General features: G+C 50.2%; 15 protein-coding genes. 4 read left to right on the top strand and 11 right to left on the bottom strand.

Translation table 11 applies throughout. The features are described 5' to 3' along the window. Positions 1-23: 23 nt before the first annotated feature. Genes PUP29_RS00175 through PUP29_RS00145 form a run of 7 tightly spaced genes read right to left on the bottom strand, consistent with a single transcriptional unit; the run spans position 24 to position 7,410 of the window. Positions 24-1,733 carry a hypothetical protein gene (locus PUP29_RS00175; protein WP_353423522.1) on the bottom strand — a complete coding sequence of 570 codons (1,710 nt, stop codon included), beginning with the start codon at positions 1,731-1,733 and terminating at the stop codon, positions 24-26. After that, positions 1,730-2,062, bottom strand: a complete 333-nt coding sequence (locus PUP29_RS00170; RefSeq protein WP_353423521.1) for a hypothetical protein — start codon at positions 2,060-2,062, stop codon at positions 1,730-1,732. Before PUP29_RS00170 ends, PUP29_RS00175 begins: the two co-directional genes overlap by 4 nt. Positions 2,063-2,088: 26 nt before the next feature. Further along, positions 2,089-4,266, bottom strand: a complete 2,178-nt coding sequence (locus PUP29_RS00165; RefSeq protein WP_353423520.1) for a serine/threonine protein kinase — start codon at positions 4,264-4,266, stop codon at positions 2,089-2,091. Further along, complete coding sequence (locus PUP29_RS00160) at positions 4,263-4,586, bottom strand: hypothetical protein (RefSeq protein ID WP_079545284.1); 324 nt, start codon at positions 4,584-4,586, stop codon at positions 4,263-4,265. The genes PUP29_RS00165 and PUP29_RS00160 overlap by 4 nt, the downstream gene beginning before the upstream one ends. 3 nt (positions 4,587-4,589) lie before the next feature. Next, positions 4,590-5,909, bottom strand: a complete 1,320-nt coding sequence (locus tag PUP29_RS00155) for a trypsin-like peptidase domain-containing protein (RefSeq protein ID WP_079545285.1) — start codon at positions 5,907-5,909, stop codon at positions 4,590-4,592. Beyond that, entirely contained in the window at positions 5,881-6,852 is a 972-nt protein-coding gene (locus tag PUP29_RS00150) for a PP2C family protein-serine/threonine phosphatase (protein WP_079545286.1), read from the bottom strand. Before PUP29_RS00150 ends, PUP29_RS00155 begins: the two co-directional genes overlap by 29 nt. A gap of 3 nt (positions 6,853-6,855) precedes the next feature. After that, positions 6,856-7,410, bottom strand: coding sequence for an FHA domain-containing protein (locus PUP29_RS00145; RefSeq protein ID WP_079545287.1), 555 nt, complete (start codon positions 7,408-7,410; stop codon positions 6,856-6,858). 247 nt (positions 7,411-7,657) lie between these two features. Between PUP29_RS00145 and PUP29_RS00140 the strand changes: the two genes are divergently transcribed. The 3 genes from PUP29_RS00140 to PUP29_RS00130 all read left to right on the top strand — a co-directional run bounded on the left by PUP29_RS00140 (position 7,658) and on the right by PUP29_RS00130 (position 10,419). Continuing rightward, positions 7,658-9,091: a response regulator transcription factor gene (locus PUP29_RS00140; protein WP_353423518.1), complete on the top strand. Its 1,434-nt coding sequence runs from the start codon at positions 7,658-7,660 to the stop codon at positions 9,089-9,091. A gap of 99 nt (positions 9,092-9,190) precedes the next feature. Further along, positions 9,191-9,619, top strand: coding sequence for a DUF4870 domain-containing protein (locus PUP29_RS00135; RefSeq protein WP_353423517.1), 429 nt, complete (start codon positions 9,191-9,193; stop codon positions 9,617-9,619). A gap of 41 nt (positions 9,620-9,660) precedes the next feature. Further along, positions 9,661-10,419 (top strand): response regulator transcription factor, encoded by a 759-nt coding sequence (locus tag PUP29_RS00130; RefSeq protein WP_079545290.1) that lies wholly within the window; start codon positions 9,661-9,663, stop codon positions 10,417-10,419. A gap of 218 nt (positions 10,420-10,637) precedes the next feature. Here PUP29_RS00130 and PUP29_RS00125 read toward each other — a convergent pair whose 3' ends face one another. Next, positions 10,638-12,050, bottom strand: coding sequence for a relaxase/mobilization nuclease domain-containing protein (locus PUP29_RS00125; RefSeq protein ID WP_079545291.1), 1,413 nt, complete (start codon positions 12,048-12,050; stop codon positions 10,638-10,640). Positions 12,051-12,167: 117 nt separating this feature from the next. Between PUP29_RS00125 and PUP29_RS00120 the strand changes: the two genes are divergently transcribed. Beyond that, a complete protein-coding gene (locus PUP29_RS00120) occupies positions 12,168-13,613 on the top strand; it encodes a toll/interleukin-1 receptor domain-containing protein (protein WP_079545292.1) in 1,446 nt (481 codons plus the stop codon). Positions 13,614-13,658: 45 nt separating this feature from the next. Here PUP29_RS00120 and PUP29_RS00115 read toward each other — a convergent pair whose 3' ends face one another. The 3 genes from PUP29_RS00115 to srtB all read right to left on the bottom strand — a co-directional run bounded on the left by PUP29_RS00115 (position 13,659) and on the right by srtB (position 15,046). Beyond that, the gene (locus PUP29_RS00115; RefSeq protein WP_353423516.1) at positions 13,659-14,003 is read right to left on the bottom strand and encodes a plasmid mobilization protein; all 345 of its coding nucleotides are present in this window, start codon (positions 14,001-14,003) and stop codon (positions 13,659-13,661) included. Beyond that, entirely contained in the window at positions 14,000-14,137 is a 138-nt protein-coding gene (locus PUP29_RS00110; RefSeq protein WP_353423515.1) for a hypothetical protein, read from the bottom strand. The genes PUP29_RS00115 and PUP29_RS00110 overlap by 4 nt, the downstream gene beginning before the upstream one ends. Positions 14,138-14,260: 123 nt before the next feature. Further along, positions 14,261-15,046: a class B sortase gene (gene srtB / locus PUP29_RS00105; protein WP_079545294.1), complete on the bottom strand. Its 786-nt coding sequence runs from the start codon at positions 15,044-15,046 to the stop codon at positions 14,261-14,263. Between the last annotated feature and the right edge of the window lie 134 nt (positions 15,047-15,180).

The raw sequence follows: 15,180 nt of genomic DNA, 5'->3' as shown, positions 1-15,180 counted from the left end.
CTTCCATATAAAACCGTCCCCGGTCATACCGGGCGCAGCGTCTGTAAAATGTCCGTCGCCGCAAGCGTTGCCGTCTGCTGGTTCGCTTCGTCTGTTTTAATCCCTACCACGTAAGGCTTGCCGCCAATATCCGCCGCCGAAAACGAAAACACATAGTCCGTTCCGTCAATATTTGTCAGATAACTGCGCGTCTGCCACTCCACGCCGCCAGCCACGTTGGTTGCCGGTTCCCCAACCGTGTGGCTCGGATAGCTTGCCGTAAAAGCTCCGCTCAGCTTTTCCAGCACCTCTGCCGCCGTCGCGCCTGCCGGACTTCCGTTCTCCACCTCGACCACAATATTTCTGTTTCCGGACACGGGATACAGGAATGCCGCATAGAAATGCTCTCCGCTGTCGTTCATCACCATTTCGGTCACTTCCACGCCGTCCGGAACCACTGTCGTATCATAGAGGAATTTGAAATCGAGCCTGCTGTCCGTAAATAACGCTGAATCCGTCATGGCCGCGCCGTTTACTGTGAAGGAGTCCATCGCGCTGCGGACGATGGAATAGGAATATGCATCGTCCGGCGGGTACATCCCGCCGATCAAATAGCATCCGAATCCGTTTTTCCCTTCTGCATACAGCAGAGACATGCCGACACTGCCCTCCGCGGTAGTTACGGTAAGATCCGTACGTATCCCCTGCGTTCCGTTCGCTTCATGCCGTTCCGTTGCAAGGATCGTACTGCTGCCTTCTCCCACCACCGCCTGCACGTTGCTGCTCACGAGCGCATCAATATTCGCTTCTATATCGCTCATGGAATAGATGGGGGCGGCGTATGGATAGTCATAGAATTCCATAAACAGCGAAATCGTCCCTTCCGGGTTCGTGAACGTCCACGATTCCGCGTCTTCCGTCCAGCCGGCCGGGATGTCTATGGAAGCGCTGAGGTTGCCCAAATCCGTTTTCACCATTTCCGGTGCGGACGGTGTGGGTTCTGGCGTTTTTTCGGGCGTGGGCGTTATTGTCGGCGCAGCGGACGGAACAGACGCCTCCTGCGTCGTGGACGGTACGGTGTCCTCACCCGGTACAGACGACAGTTCTTTTCCGCCGTATACCCCGGCTGCCGGGAATATCACCGCAAATACCACCACGGCAGCAGCAGCCCCAATAATAAGCCATCTTAAAAGGGCGTTCTCCTTCATTATCTTCAAAAATCCATTCTCCCGTTTTTCATCCTGCACGGTAGACAGGTTCGCAGCTCGTTCCGTAACGCCCGCCGTTACGCGCTGTTCGATCGATCCCGTTTTCCCGCTGTCTCCTGTGCCTTGCAGGACGGCGTATGCCGTCCCGTTTTCTCTGAAACAATCCTGCACGGTCATGCCATCTGTCCGGCTGCCGCCTGCCGCAGTCCGCATTTCATGCTGGAACCGCTCAAGCCCGTCCCGATACTCCTGCGCTGCGCTTTCTATCGGCTCCACCACATAGCCGTCCTCTCCGCGCGCGGCTATGCCCTGCGGCATATATTCCCTGATCTCTACCACAGCTTCCAGCTTTAAGTCATATCCGGCATAAACGATCGCTGACGCTTCCTGCGAAAGCGCCTTGCCTGCAACATACCGCCCGTTCAATATAGTTCCCGGCGGCAGAGCCGAAAACGGCTGGCCCTTCATTTCGTCATATCCGCAATGCGGGCATACCCCCGGTTCTTTCTCTCGAAAGCATCCGTAACACATTTTTTCTGTATTCATCTTGCTTCCTCCCTTTTGTCTGTCATAGTGTTCGCTTCATTTTCAATATGCTGAACAATGCTGTCCATCAGAAAGCCAAGAGCCCTCTGCTGTCCCTGTTCCGTCAGCCCTGCCGCCGGATGAAGCAGAGAAATGTGTATAATGGAAGAATCCCCCTGCTGCGTTACAGCAAGCGCAAAATCGTTCAGATTGTCAAACACGTTCACACGCGCCGTAATATCTCCCGCCAGCTCCTGCTCATAGACGCTGCTTAGTTTATCCAACACGTCAAAAATCGCATAGACCGTCATTCGGCGCGGACAGTTTACTGTTTTTTTGAGCACCGCCATATTTCATTTCCTTTCTTTTCTGTCCGTCATATCAAACGCAGCGAGGACAGCGTACAATCCATCACATCCTGCATTAAAGTGAGATTGGCTTCTTCTGCAAGCATCATTACATTCATCACTTTTCCGCCGATGTCCGCAAATCCCATGTGCATGGTTCTCCCTTCACTCTTCTGTTCCAGAATTGTCCACTCTACACCGCCCCACACTTCTTGGTAAGGTCCGCTTATTTGTGTTCCTTGCTGCACTGCGGCGGCGTGCACAGCATCGCTCACTTCTTTGGCAGAACTGCCTAAACCAAGAGGAGTCACATCGTTTACTTCTACTCCCTGCGTGGTATCCTCTGCAATCGGATTCATTATCACAGAATGCCACTGAGCTCCCCCGGACGTATCAGAGGTAACCTCCGGCGCGGGCGTAAGCTCCGTATCATACATGAATTTGATACCGAGCTCGCTGTTTTCATACAGTGCGAGCGTTGTATCGGCAGGAGCGGTTACACGAAAAGTATCCATATATCCGCGAAGCGTGGAGTAGGCCTGTTCATCGTTTGCCGGGCAAATTCCTGTAATCATATACATACCGAATCCGTTTTGTGTTGCGGTAGATAAAACGACCGTGTCTATCTGCGCGTTATTTGCGTCCGTCAGGCGCAAATCAATCTGATAGGCAGGCGCTCCGCTAAGCTGCTGTGCTCCTGCCGTGCGCACTTCATAGGCTGCCCCTTCTCCCGCAATGTTTTTGGCAGCTGCCGCCGCAATATGTTCCACATTGCTTTCGATATCATCGACAGAATAGCACGCCATATATTCCTGATAATAGAATAGTTCGACAGAAACGGACATGGCCTTATCCGGCGATGTAAACGTCCATGTATCCGCCGCTTCCTCCCAATCGGACGGTACTGTGAGCGCTGCACCGTAACCGCTGATATCATAAGTCTTCATTCCTTCGCCGGGTATATCCGTTTCAGGCGGTGAAGGGGTTCCGGCGGCGGACGGCGTGAATCCATTCGTAGCGGCAGGGGGATCCGATCCCTCTGTAGCGGCAGGGATGTCCTTTCCGCCATATATACCTGCCGCCGGGAAAATAACGGCAAATACAACGACTGCCGCTGCCGCCCCTACGATCAGCCACCGTATGAGCGGATTTGTCTTCAGCATCTCTAAAAATCCGCCGCTTTTGCCGGAAGCCGGAACCGGTTCTTCCGTACGCCGCGTCATGTTCCCTGCCCGCTCTGCGGTTGGAGCCGTCTTCTTCCCTGTAAGCGCATCGATAAATGCGCGCATATTCGAATACCTGTCCTCAGCTTTAACAGATAACGCTTTCATGACCGCTGTTTCTATGGTTGCAGGCAGGCTTACGCCCATTTCCGATGGTTTCCGGATCGTATCGTTATGGATACGCTCTATAGAATCCGGCGGTACCGCCCCCGTGATACAGCGGTAGAGCGTTGCGCCCATCGCGTAGATATCCGTCCATGGGCCTTGGTTCCCGTGGCTCGAATACTGCTCCTCCGGCGCGTATCCGTGTTTTAAGATGACGGATACGCTTTTGTTGTCTCCCATTGAAAAACGCGCCGCGCCAAAATCAAGTAGTCGGCTTTCCCCCGACGCCGTAATATAAATATTGTCCGGGCTGATGTCCCTGTGCATCAGGTTCATGGAATGCACCTCGCACAGCGCCTCCATAACCGGGAGCAGAATCGCCAGCGCCTCCGTATAGGGAATCATCCCTCCATGCGCTGCAAGATATTCCTTCAGGCTCATGCCCTCGATGTATTCCATTACGAAATACGCCGTATTATTTTCTTTAAAATAGTTTTGTACCGATACGATATTCGGCAGGTGTTGCAGCTTGGCAAGAATCCGCGCTTCGTCTACGAACCGTTCCATCCCGGCTGCGTATTCTTTTTCCACGCGTCCTGTGAGGGCGACCGTATATCCATCCTTATACCGCGTTGCCATACCGGACGGCATATATTCCTTAATCGCTACTTTGATTTCCAGCGACAGGTCGTACCCGAGGTATGTGATGCCAAAGCCTCCCACTCCGAGCACCTTTCCCGTCATATATCGTCCGTTTAAGATCGTCCCCAGCGGCAACGCCAAAAATGGTTGCTCCTCCGTGTCGCCATAGCCGCAATACGGGCAGACGCCCGGACCTTTTTCCCGGAAACAGCCATAACATATCTTTTCCGGATTCATACCTCTTCCTCCCTGATTTCTGCCAATACCCACAGGTTTTCATCCAGATAGCGTACGCGGTCTATATGGCGCAGCGCCAGATATTCCAGCCATCGCTTCGCGCCGGATGCTTTCAGAAAATCCACCTGTATCTCCAGCGGTTCGACATAAAACCCTTCACTGTGCGCCAGCAAGCCTTCTCCCGGCTTCAATACCGGAATATGCTCCTCTCTGCGGAACTCTCCGTTGGCGCTCATGTGATATATTCCCGCATATTCACGGGAGGCATACCCGCCGTATGCCTCCCGGACCTTCCCGTTTTCCAAACAATATGCTGCCATTTTTTACTCCTTTGCCACGAGGAAGCGGTTTGCGTTATCGCACAGATAGAACGTATCGCCTGCCGCCAGCTTTTCGGGAACGGATGCGGGCAGCTTCTTCCCGTTTCCAAGAAATGTTCCGTAAGTGGAGCCGTTATCCGTCAGCAGGAAGCAATCGTTGTTCGCGTCATAGGATACCTCGCAATGGGTTCCGCTAATACCCGGTGTATTTTTGTCAAACACGATATTACAGCGGTTTGGATCGCGTCCAAGCGTAACCTTGCCTTTTGACAGGTCAAAGCTCTGGCCTGCATATCTTCCCGTCACGCCGCGCAGCACTGGTTTTCTGCCTGCTGGGCTGCTTTTGGCCGGTTTGCCAGCAGACGACCCGCCGGCAGCGCCTGCCGCTGCCGCAGACGGCGCGTTTTTCCGGCCTGCGATCAGAAAAACGATTCCAAGAATGAGCGCCACACTGCCGACCGCGCCAAACGTATACAGCATCCAGTTCCCTTCGCCCACCAGCGTATATTCAATGCGTTCCTCATCTAAAATACGGATCAGCTGATCCGCCACGCTGGCGTAGTTGACGCTGGTACCAATCTCGACCGATTGTTCTGTCGAACCAATCTGAGTAACGAGTCCCGAGGTATTCACGCCGATCACGTTCCCCGCAGCATCCACAAGCGGTCCGCCCGAGTTGCCCGGATTGATGTCTACGTTCATTTGGAATGCCTCGTATTCCGTCCCCGTGACCGACACGCGTTTGCTGATAATACCGTCCGTGATGGTAACGTCCTCTACGTCATAGCGGATATTTTCCGCCAGCGTGTCCGATACGCCCGGAAAGCCGAGGGCATACGCCGTTTCTCCCGGCTGGACAGTGTCAGACGGCCTGAGCGAAAGCGGGATACGCTTATCCGTGGGGCTGGGAACCTTCAAGATTGCAATATCTTTTTCACTCGGTCCGGAATAGTATACGATCTGCGCATCTACAAAATCATTTTCCGCACCGGAATAAACTACTGTTACATTTCCTCTGTACGACGGATCCTGTTTTGGGATGACATATGCATACTGCACGACATGTCCGTTCGTTATAAAATATTCCACGGGTTCTCCCGGCTTGCCGACCGCCCAGCATGTTCCGCTGCCGGCAGCCACAGGACTGCCAGAGGCGTCATACAATACCTGCTCTACATAAGCCACGCCGTTCCGCGCCTGCGCGGGCGTCATGCTCATGGTTCCAACCGCCGCTATCCCGCACAGCACGCAGCTTAACGCAACCACGCAGAACATGACGATTGCCAAAACTTTCTTAGCCGATGTTTTCTTCTTCGCTTCCATCTTTATGTTCCTCCATTACTTTTCCGTGATATCTTACGGCAATCGCCGTATAATTATCCTGATTCGGCATATCCGCCGAAAGGATATCCTGCTCCAGCTTCCCGCAGCATTGAGCGGGCGGAAGAGCCATCGCTTCCCGGAGCTGCGCCAGTGTCAGCGTATCGCTTACTCCGTCCGAACAAAGCAACAGCGTATCCTCCGGCAGAAGGAGCAGCGGCTTACGCGTTTGTTCGCATATCACTTGCTCTTTACCGATATATTCGGAAAGCGCCGCAGCCTGATGGTCGGCAAACGCCTCTTCAGGCGGGAACGCTCCTTCCACTGCGCGGAGCAAAAGGTCGTTTTTATATTCCTGCCTCATGTTCAGCGCATAAATCTTTCCTTCGCGCAGCAGGAAAAGGTCGCTGTCGCCTACGCACCAGAAAGAGAGATTTCCGTCTTTTACCAGCGCCGCTACGAGCGTCGTCCCCCCCTGGCCGCGGAACTGGCGGTAAACGCGTGCGCTCATCGCGCCGATCTTTTCTTTCGGTACGTTGTCGCCCTGCCAAGGAAAAGCATCCAGAATATCCGCCACAACCTGCGATGCGATCATACCGCCTTCCGCCATACCGCCCATTCCGTCGCACAGCACCGTAAGCAGCCCATTGCTTTCATAATTATTCAACAGGCTCGCGCCGAAAGCGTCCTGCTGCTCCTCCCGTTTGCCAAGTCCCTGAAGATTGGCTATCTCAAGAATCGGCTTGATATCCGGATGTTCCGTAACAGGCTCTGTCTCTTGCTCTGTCTCTTGCTCTTTCCCTTTATCTTTTCTTTTTTTCCGTTTTCTGAGCAGGACGATCAGAACGATGATGATAACCAGCAGGCATGCTGCCGCCGGCATCCACAACCGGAACGCGCCGTCCTCTGTCAAAGGCGTGTTCAACCACGCAATCACCCGTTCCATTTATCACTCTCCGTCCTGCGTCTCATCGTCCCAGCGGAATTTATCGCCGCACAGCGGCAGGAACAGCAGACGGCTTTTCCCAACTTCTATAATATCGTATGCATGGATCGGCTGGGCCACTTCTATCTGCTCATCATTGCAATAGGTGATTCCGCGTCCCTGCCCGGGAGAAAGCGTAAACCGGTTATGCTTCGCATCATATGAAACAAGCGCATGGCTTTCTCTGGAGACGGTATCGTCATCCACCAGCGCCACATCCATCGCGGAAGCTCGGCCGATGAAGTTCCGGCCTGCACACAGCTTGAAGTCTTCGCCGCGGTGCGGCCCTTCAATGCAGACCAAAAAGCCGACCGCCGGATCGATCCCGATTTTCTTCTGGATGATCCCTACGGTTTTTCCCCGATCGGCATCTCCTGCGCCGTGCCCGGGTACCGCCGCGACCGTTTTTCCCACATTTCCTGCCGCGACTGTTTTTCCTACGCCCGCGCCTTCCTGGCAATACGGGCAGGAATCGAACCTTGTTTCGTCATAAAAATGACCGTTGTCGCACTGTTTCATTTTCTTCCTCCTAGTACATTAAAGATATTGTTTTGTTTTCAAATCATACAATTTTATTATGGCTTTTTTATATGCTTATTATGACTTTTTCTTTTATTCAGCGGTAGGCCGCATGCGCGCCAAACTTCCGAAAACAGATGGCGCAGCAGCGCCAAACCGCCTTCCTACAGTAGGAATTTCCCTTGTTTCAATGTATAATATATAATGTGCTAAATTTAGAGATAAGACAACGATAAGGAATTGGGTTATGTGGAACGAAATAAAAACAGAGCTGGGAAAGCCGGCGTCGCTCACCGCCGTCCTAATGATGGCTCTTTTCACTTTTGTGTTTCTGGGTACGGAATATTTATATGTCAATATGGTTTCCCTTTCGGCTGGGCCGTCGGCATCAGTTAACGCACAGAATTATGTGTTGGGGATCAGCGCCGGCGGTTTTTTTGCATATCCTCTGCTCGACCGGCTGATTGAAAAACAGTACAGAACTGGTTTTCTGTTCATCGCGTCTTTGATTGCAGTTTCCTGCATCTTTATGATCCAGCAGCACATCTCATACCTTGCGACGTTGATCTCGGGAAGTATGCTGTTCCTTCTGTTCGGCATATTCAGCGGCAAAGTATACGATATGTCCGCCCGTGCGCTTGGAGAAAACCGCTGCCTTGCCCGGCTGGTTGGAATATCATATGCGTTCGGGATTCTGCTTCAGTTTGTGAACAACAATCTCATCAACTCAGAATTGGCAGAAGCGATTGTCCTCTCCGGTTTTTTAAGTATGCTTGTCATATTTTTTATGAGGGCGGAACGGGCGCGCAGAAATTTTGCCATTCCCCATCAAAATCTGTGGCAGGAAGCAGAGGCCGCTCCAGCTCGAATAAAAGGCAGTCTTGCTTCCGGTCTTCTTCTCGCCCTTTTGGTCGCGCTGATGGCGTGCGTTTTCAGCACGCTCGACAATGCGGTTACGCTCAATCACGCGGCAGGTACAGATATTGGCCAGTGGCCGCGGCTTTTTTTGGCGGGCAGCGGGCTTGCGGCTGGCTTTTTGTTCGACTTTAAAAACAGAAAATTTATGGTCATTATGATGTACTGCGTTATGATTATGTCCGTCATGTGCATCGTACTTCTTCGATTTGGCGCTCCATTTCCGGTCGGATTATTTGTGTTTTACTTGTCTTCCGGTTTCTTCGTTGTCTTCTTTACTTCCAGTTTTATAGAACTTTCCCGGTATATGCGGCTCCCGGCTCTATGGGCGGGTATGGGTCGTACGGCAAACAATATCTGCGCCGTTCTGATCACGAACCTTTCGGTTTCCCTGTTGGTTTCCGGTCATGGTTTTACGGCGATCATCGCCGCGCTCGTGTTGTTCGTAGCAGTCAGTATTGTGATGGTCGCCTATATGAATCGTTGGAACAATATCGTAAAAACAGCGGCAGCAGACAGCTTTGAAACAGGCGGTCAGAAAAAATGTGCGGAAAAATTTATGGAAACCGTTTCGCTGACGTCGCGGGAATATGAAGTATTTGAACGGCTGATTTCCACCGAAGAAAGCGTACAGGAAATGGCGGATGCTCTTTATATGTCCCGCCGCACATTGCAGCGGTATATTTCATCGATTTACGAAAAAACGGGAACAAAATCCCGTCTCGGCTTGTATCGGCTTTATATCGAATTTTCCGGAAAGCTGTAGAGCCGCAAGAACGCCCTGCTTCTAAAATACTGTTATCCGCGATTCTCTTTGAGCGGATACGGTTTCACATAGAAAAAAGATATACGAGAGGTGATTATAATGAATCAAAAATCTTCAACCGGAATGGAAGCAAACCTTTTTGCAATGTTAGTTTACATTATTTCCATCATTCTCATATTCATTCCGTATGTATGCTTTGTTTCGTGGCTTTTTCCGTTGCTCGTCGTGATATTGATCGAGAAACAAAGCGTATTTGTCAAACGCCATGCGGCTCAGATTATGGCAATTTGCATCGTTTCTGCGGCGATACAAATCATATTCGAGATTATTGCGTTTGCTATCGCTTCCACCAACCCGTTCAGCGCGTTTTCAGGCATTTCATTTCTCAGTGTGCTCAGCATCATCATCCAGCTTCTTCTGGTGGCGCTCGGTGTATATGGAGCGGTTAAGGCATATAGAAACGAAGATTATTCCGCGCCTATTATTGGAATATTAGGCGACAGCATTGGTAATGGGCTGATTAAATAAAAAAATGCCTGTCGCGGAATTCAGATTATACTGCCGCGCTTTTGTCTGAAAATAAGCGCCCTGCGGTTTTTCTTTCCGCAGGGCGCTTAACTTTCAAGGGTTATGCATGCTCTTTTTTCTTCCGGCTGCAAAAAAATGTTCCGGCCAGAACAGCGCCTGCCGCTGACAGAAGGATAAGCCACACATCGAACGAGCTGGCGTCGCCTGTCTTGTGTATCGTACTTCTAAAATTTGGCGTTCCATTCCTGGGGGGATTGTTCATATTTTACCTATCTTCTGGATTTTTCGTCATCTTTCTTACCGCCAGTTTTATGGAACTTTCCCGTTATATGCGGATTCCGGCTCTGTGGGCAGGTATGGACCGCACGGCAAACAATATCAGCGCCGTTTTGATTACCAACGTTTCGGTTACGTTGCTGGTTTCCGGCGATGGTCTTACAGCGATCATTGCCGCGTTGGTTTTATTTGGTGCGGTCAGCGTTGTAATGGCTGCCTATAGAAATCGAATGAACGGTATTATAAAAAACACGTCGGCGGGCAGGGGCCGGAATGAAGATCAAGAGGAACGCTCTCAAAAATTTGTAGAAGCCTTTTCGATGACGCCGAGAGAGCATGAAGTGTTTGAGCGGCTGATTTCCACCGAAGAGAGCGTGCAGGAAATGGCGGATGCGCTTTATATGTCCCGCCGCACATTACAGCGATACATTGCCTCAATTTATGAAAAAACCGGAACAAAGTCCCGCCTTGGCCTATATAGGTTTTATGTCGAATATTCAGACAAATCACATATCAACGGATGAGACCTCTCTCTTGTACTAAAGTGTAGTTATTATATATTCAGAGACAGCTTTGACGGACGGAAGCACCAAATAGAGCGGAGAATATTTATCGGCAAGCAGGGCGAGTGTATATACACTCGCGGTTTTTTGCTTGTTGGGGCCATCCCCAAACCCCTGCGCTTCGGGCCATGTTGGCCCGGAGCGTGGCGGCGCGCCGCGCCTTATTTTGCGTCCTTTCGCTATCGCTCAATTTCCTTGTTTTTCTCCCTGTCCGCTATGCCGAGTAGGCAGTCTATGTTCGCCTTTACCGTAACGGCTTCCCGCATTTTTTTCTGCGCGGCGCGGTATTCCGCATAGCCGGATTTTTTCTTTGACGCAAGTCTGCGCCATTCCGCTTTGAGCGCATCCATCTTCGGCAGCTTCGCACCACAAAGAAGCTCCCGCATGGAAGCCTGCGCCGCCCGGTAAACGGCAAGCTCCGCTTCGTGCTCCGCAAGATATTTTCGGCTATATTTTTTCGCCTTGTATTCCTCAAATACAGGCCGCGTCTTTGCATAATCCACGATTGCTTTTTTGAGAGCAGCGTTGCGTTTCATGCCAGCCTCGACCTGTTTCAGCCTGCCTGCGGCGGCATGGAAATTGTCCGTCGCTTCCCATGCTTTTGCCTCTAAATCCTCGTAGGAAAACAGGTTGTTTTCCTGTAAATATTGGACGGCAGCCGCCATCTGCTTTAAGTTAAAAACCTTTGCCCACCGTTCATAGCCGGGGCCTTTCCCAGCTTTCAGACGCTCCTGTATGTCGATCACAAGGCTCATTTTCCTCCGGGGCGGCGCGTTGCCGGAACCCGTGGCGCGGCCCCCTATGGCGGCCCGTATCTCATCTTCACCATAGCCCTTTCCAAGCGTGGAAGCGCGCAGGCGGGTAAAACGTTCCTGTCCCTCCGTGCGGAACGAAATCGCACCGCCGCGTCCGCGTTTCACCTCCCATCCGGCCTCTTGCATAGCCTGCAAAAACGCTTCAAAACTTTGGGGGATATTAGCAATGCAGGCGTCGATCTGCGCTTTGAGCCGTTCCTTAAATCCCGGTTTCCTGTTTGCGCCCAGCCATTCGCCGTAGTGTCTGTATTTCCCTTTGCTTTTCAGCTTCGGGTGGGCAATATATGACAGGCGGTTCTCGATACATATCCGATCGGACAGCCGCCGGAGGGCCCGCGCTGAACCGAGGAAATCCCGAAATTTCCGTGTGCAGTCAAGCGTAGTGGAATTGTAATAGATGTGGATATGCGGGTGCGGGCGGTCTATATGCGACGCGACGAAAAAGGCGTGCTTTCCTTTCGTCCAGCGCATAGCAAGCTCGTACCCGATCTTGAGCGCACCTTCCGCATCGGTCTCGCCGGGCAGAAAGGACTGGCGTATCTGGTAGCACAGCACATCCTCGTTTTTCTTCTGCTTCCGCCCGGTGATCGCGTGGTATTTTGCTTTAGAGAGTACAAATTCCCGGTAAGCGGTTTTTGCGTCGCACTCGTAGGACAAGACAAGATCGCCGTCATTCGTTTTCAAAGGATTCTGCCCGTAATCAAAACGGTCTTTCATAGTTTGCCCGACGGTCGATCCTTTGGCGATGTGATGAGTGATAAGGCGCGTCGTTGCCATGAAATGATCCCTCCTTTATGCTTCGGGCCAACTTGGCCCGAAATTAGTTAAATCTTGTTGATCTTTGAAAAACAAGATATAATCATCATATAGAAACCATTATGAAATGAAAGGCTAATGGGATTTATGGAAGATAAAATACCAAAAATTTTCATATCATACTCTTGGGTTGTATCTGAACGAGTGCTTGAGCTTGCGGAACGGCTTGTTGCAAACGGAGTTGACGTTGTTTTAGATAAATGGGACTTAAAAGAAGGACAGGATAAATACGCATTTATGGAGCAATGTGTTGTCAACACTGGAATAGATAAAGTGCTGCTTATTTGTGATAAATCATATTGCGATAAAGCCAATTCGCGTGCGGGTGGGGTTGGGGACGAAACAGTAATAATTTCGCCTGAAATCTATAATCAAGTAAATCAAGAAAAATTTTTGCCGATTATTTTTGAAGTAGATGAATATAACAAGCCCTATATACCAGCTTATATAAAATCACGTATATATTTTGATTTATCAACAAAGGATGATCAATACGAAGTTGAATACGAAAAACTGCTTAGGAATATATATAATAAACCTTTATACAAAAAGCCCGCATTGGGTAAGAAACCAGATTGGTTAGAAAATGATACAGTTGATTTATCTTCAATACGAGATTTAATTAGGCAAACACGAGGCTATACGGGCGGTAATAAAACCAAGGCAGACTTTTTGCTTAGAAATGCAGTTAGTTTATTTTCTATGGCATTATTGGAATATGTAATTCCCCAAATGAATGATAAAATATTACTAACGAAGATCGAAGAAATGAAACCTTTGAGAGATTTATATATTGACTTTATAGAAGCAGTGATTTATAGTGATTTACCTTTAGTTGATACTATTACGTCGTTTTTTGAACAGACATATAATACTACCCATGACGCTAGCATCCCCGGATTATCAAGCTATAACTCATCTGATTTTGAGCATTACGACTTCTTTATTTGGGAGACTTTTATAGCTACTGCTGCCATATTATTTCACTATGAAAAATATGCTGAATTACGTGACGTTTTGCTACACACTTATTTCTTACGTGAAAGTTATTTTGATGAGTCATATATGAAAGAACACGATTACTGCGTTTTTAGAAAATATCTAAGAACTATCGAGGGTGAATGCAAAGCAAATTGTGATACGCCAAAATTATATTCTTTAGCGGGACGTATGCTAACACAGCGTGAAAAAAAACCACTTCTGACAAGTCAATCATTATCAAGAGCAGATGTTTTACTTTATCAACTGCGTAATGCTATAGGTCTGTCAACCTCGAATACAGAGTATTGGTTTCCCTCTTCCTATTGCTATTTTAAGGGTGGTGAGTCCATGTGGATAAAACTCAAATCAAAAAAATACTGCCAAAAAATACTGCCTTTATTCGGCGTAGCAACAATAGAAGAATTGAGGGAGAGACTGGCTAACTGTACGACTGATAGAAGAATGAGTTATCCATATAGTTTTGATCCTGCCCCTAACATTTTAAGTAGTATAAACCTTGATAGTATTGCAACCTTAAATTAACCTAATCTCCATTATAAATGCAAGGGGAAAATATACCCCTTGCGTTTATAACTCCACAATGGCCGTAAGCTGGTTTAGAACCTCGGAAACCTGCTCCCACAGCTTCGCATAGTCTTTTTGCAATCCTTTGACTTCGTACTCATAAATCCCGTAGGTATTGGCGTGAACAGCCACCTGATTGAGATTGTTTGAGCAGCGCCGGAGCAAAGATACCAGTTCCCGGACGGGCTCAAGGTCTACGTTCAGCACATACCCGTTGAGCGCCATTTTTCGTATGTACGCGCTCATATTCTGTATGCCTGCCGCAGCCATGCGCTCCTGTATTTCCTGCATTTCGTCCTCGCGTACCCAAACATAGAGGGGTATATTCCGTATCCGTTTGCCGCTCACCGTTCCACCTCCCGCTCCCGCGCCTTTGGCGTAGGTTTCTTTACCTTGTCAACCGGCTTTTTTGCCAGCCGGGCAGAGGGGATCGCCGGAGCTCCCGGCAGCGCCCGTCCAAGATTTTTCTTTTGCAGCTTCATAATGATTCCTCCATTTTCTTTGCTTTTGGGGACATCCGTTCCCGCAGGCTGTCCATGATCCCCGCGCACGTTACCACGAGCGCAAATAAAAGGCAGCGTATCAACCTAAACATCCAAACCTCCTTAAATTCCATTCATATTTACCGCCAAAACAACCAGCCTGCCGCCCGCACCATAGAGGGAGCGGTCGCAGGTAGAGAGCGTCAGAATGTTCGCGTCCTCTGGTATCTGCATATCCGCGCCGTAGAGGGACAATGCCTGCGCCTGCTCGATCCATTCCCTAAATTCTGTTTCGTCGCGGAAGTTTTGCTTCAAGTAGTCCCACTGTGCCGCGTCCGCGTCCAGTTGAACGACGGCAAACACCCGCCACGGGCCATGCTCCTGCCAGACGGTATCAAATTGGATCTGCCTGTGCGCGTCATAAAATCCCTTTTCAGCGTACCGCAAAAGGGAGCCGAACATATCCGTGCGTCCTTGTCCCATGTTATGCCCGTAGAGAATGGTATTACGGTCAAGCGGCATGGCAGCGTTCCCGCAGTCCATAAAGACAGCCCCCGCGCCGGAGCGTTCCCCATAAAAGGATGTGCGCAGGTATTTCTCATTGTCCCGCGCCTGCACCACGGGATAGGAAATCCCTGTGCCGGGGATAAACAGCCAGCCCACGGTTTCGGGGTTCGCGTCCAGCAGGGCTGCAAAGTCCACTGACAGGCCGGGCGCTTCGGCGGTATCTTTAGGCCCTTGCGGCATATTGCCGGAAACAGTCTTTTCAGCAGTATATACTTCCCGTATCTGCGCATATTCCAATACTTCTTCCCGCGCCGTTTGGTATTCCCGCCAAAAGAAAAAGCCGCACAGGGCGGCTGTCAAAAGCAGGGGCGGCAGGAGCAGGAAAACAACGAACTTTTTCATTCGCGCCTCCACATTTATCCGCTTCGGGCCTCGTCCGCGCAAATTCCGCTTACAGGGCTTCGGGCCGACTTGGCCCTAAGCCCTGCCGCTTCATTGCGCCTCCTCTTTCCCATAAAGCGATTCGCTTTATGGGA

This window comes from Christensenella massiliensis, assembly GCF_040409835.1.
Classification (GTDB): Bacteria; Bacillota; Clostridia; order Christensenellales; family Christensenellaceae; genus Christensenella; species Christensenella massiliensis.
This window is presented reverse-complemented; position numbering and strand designations above follow the sequence as displayed.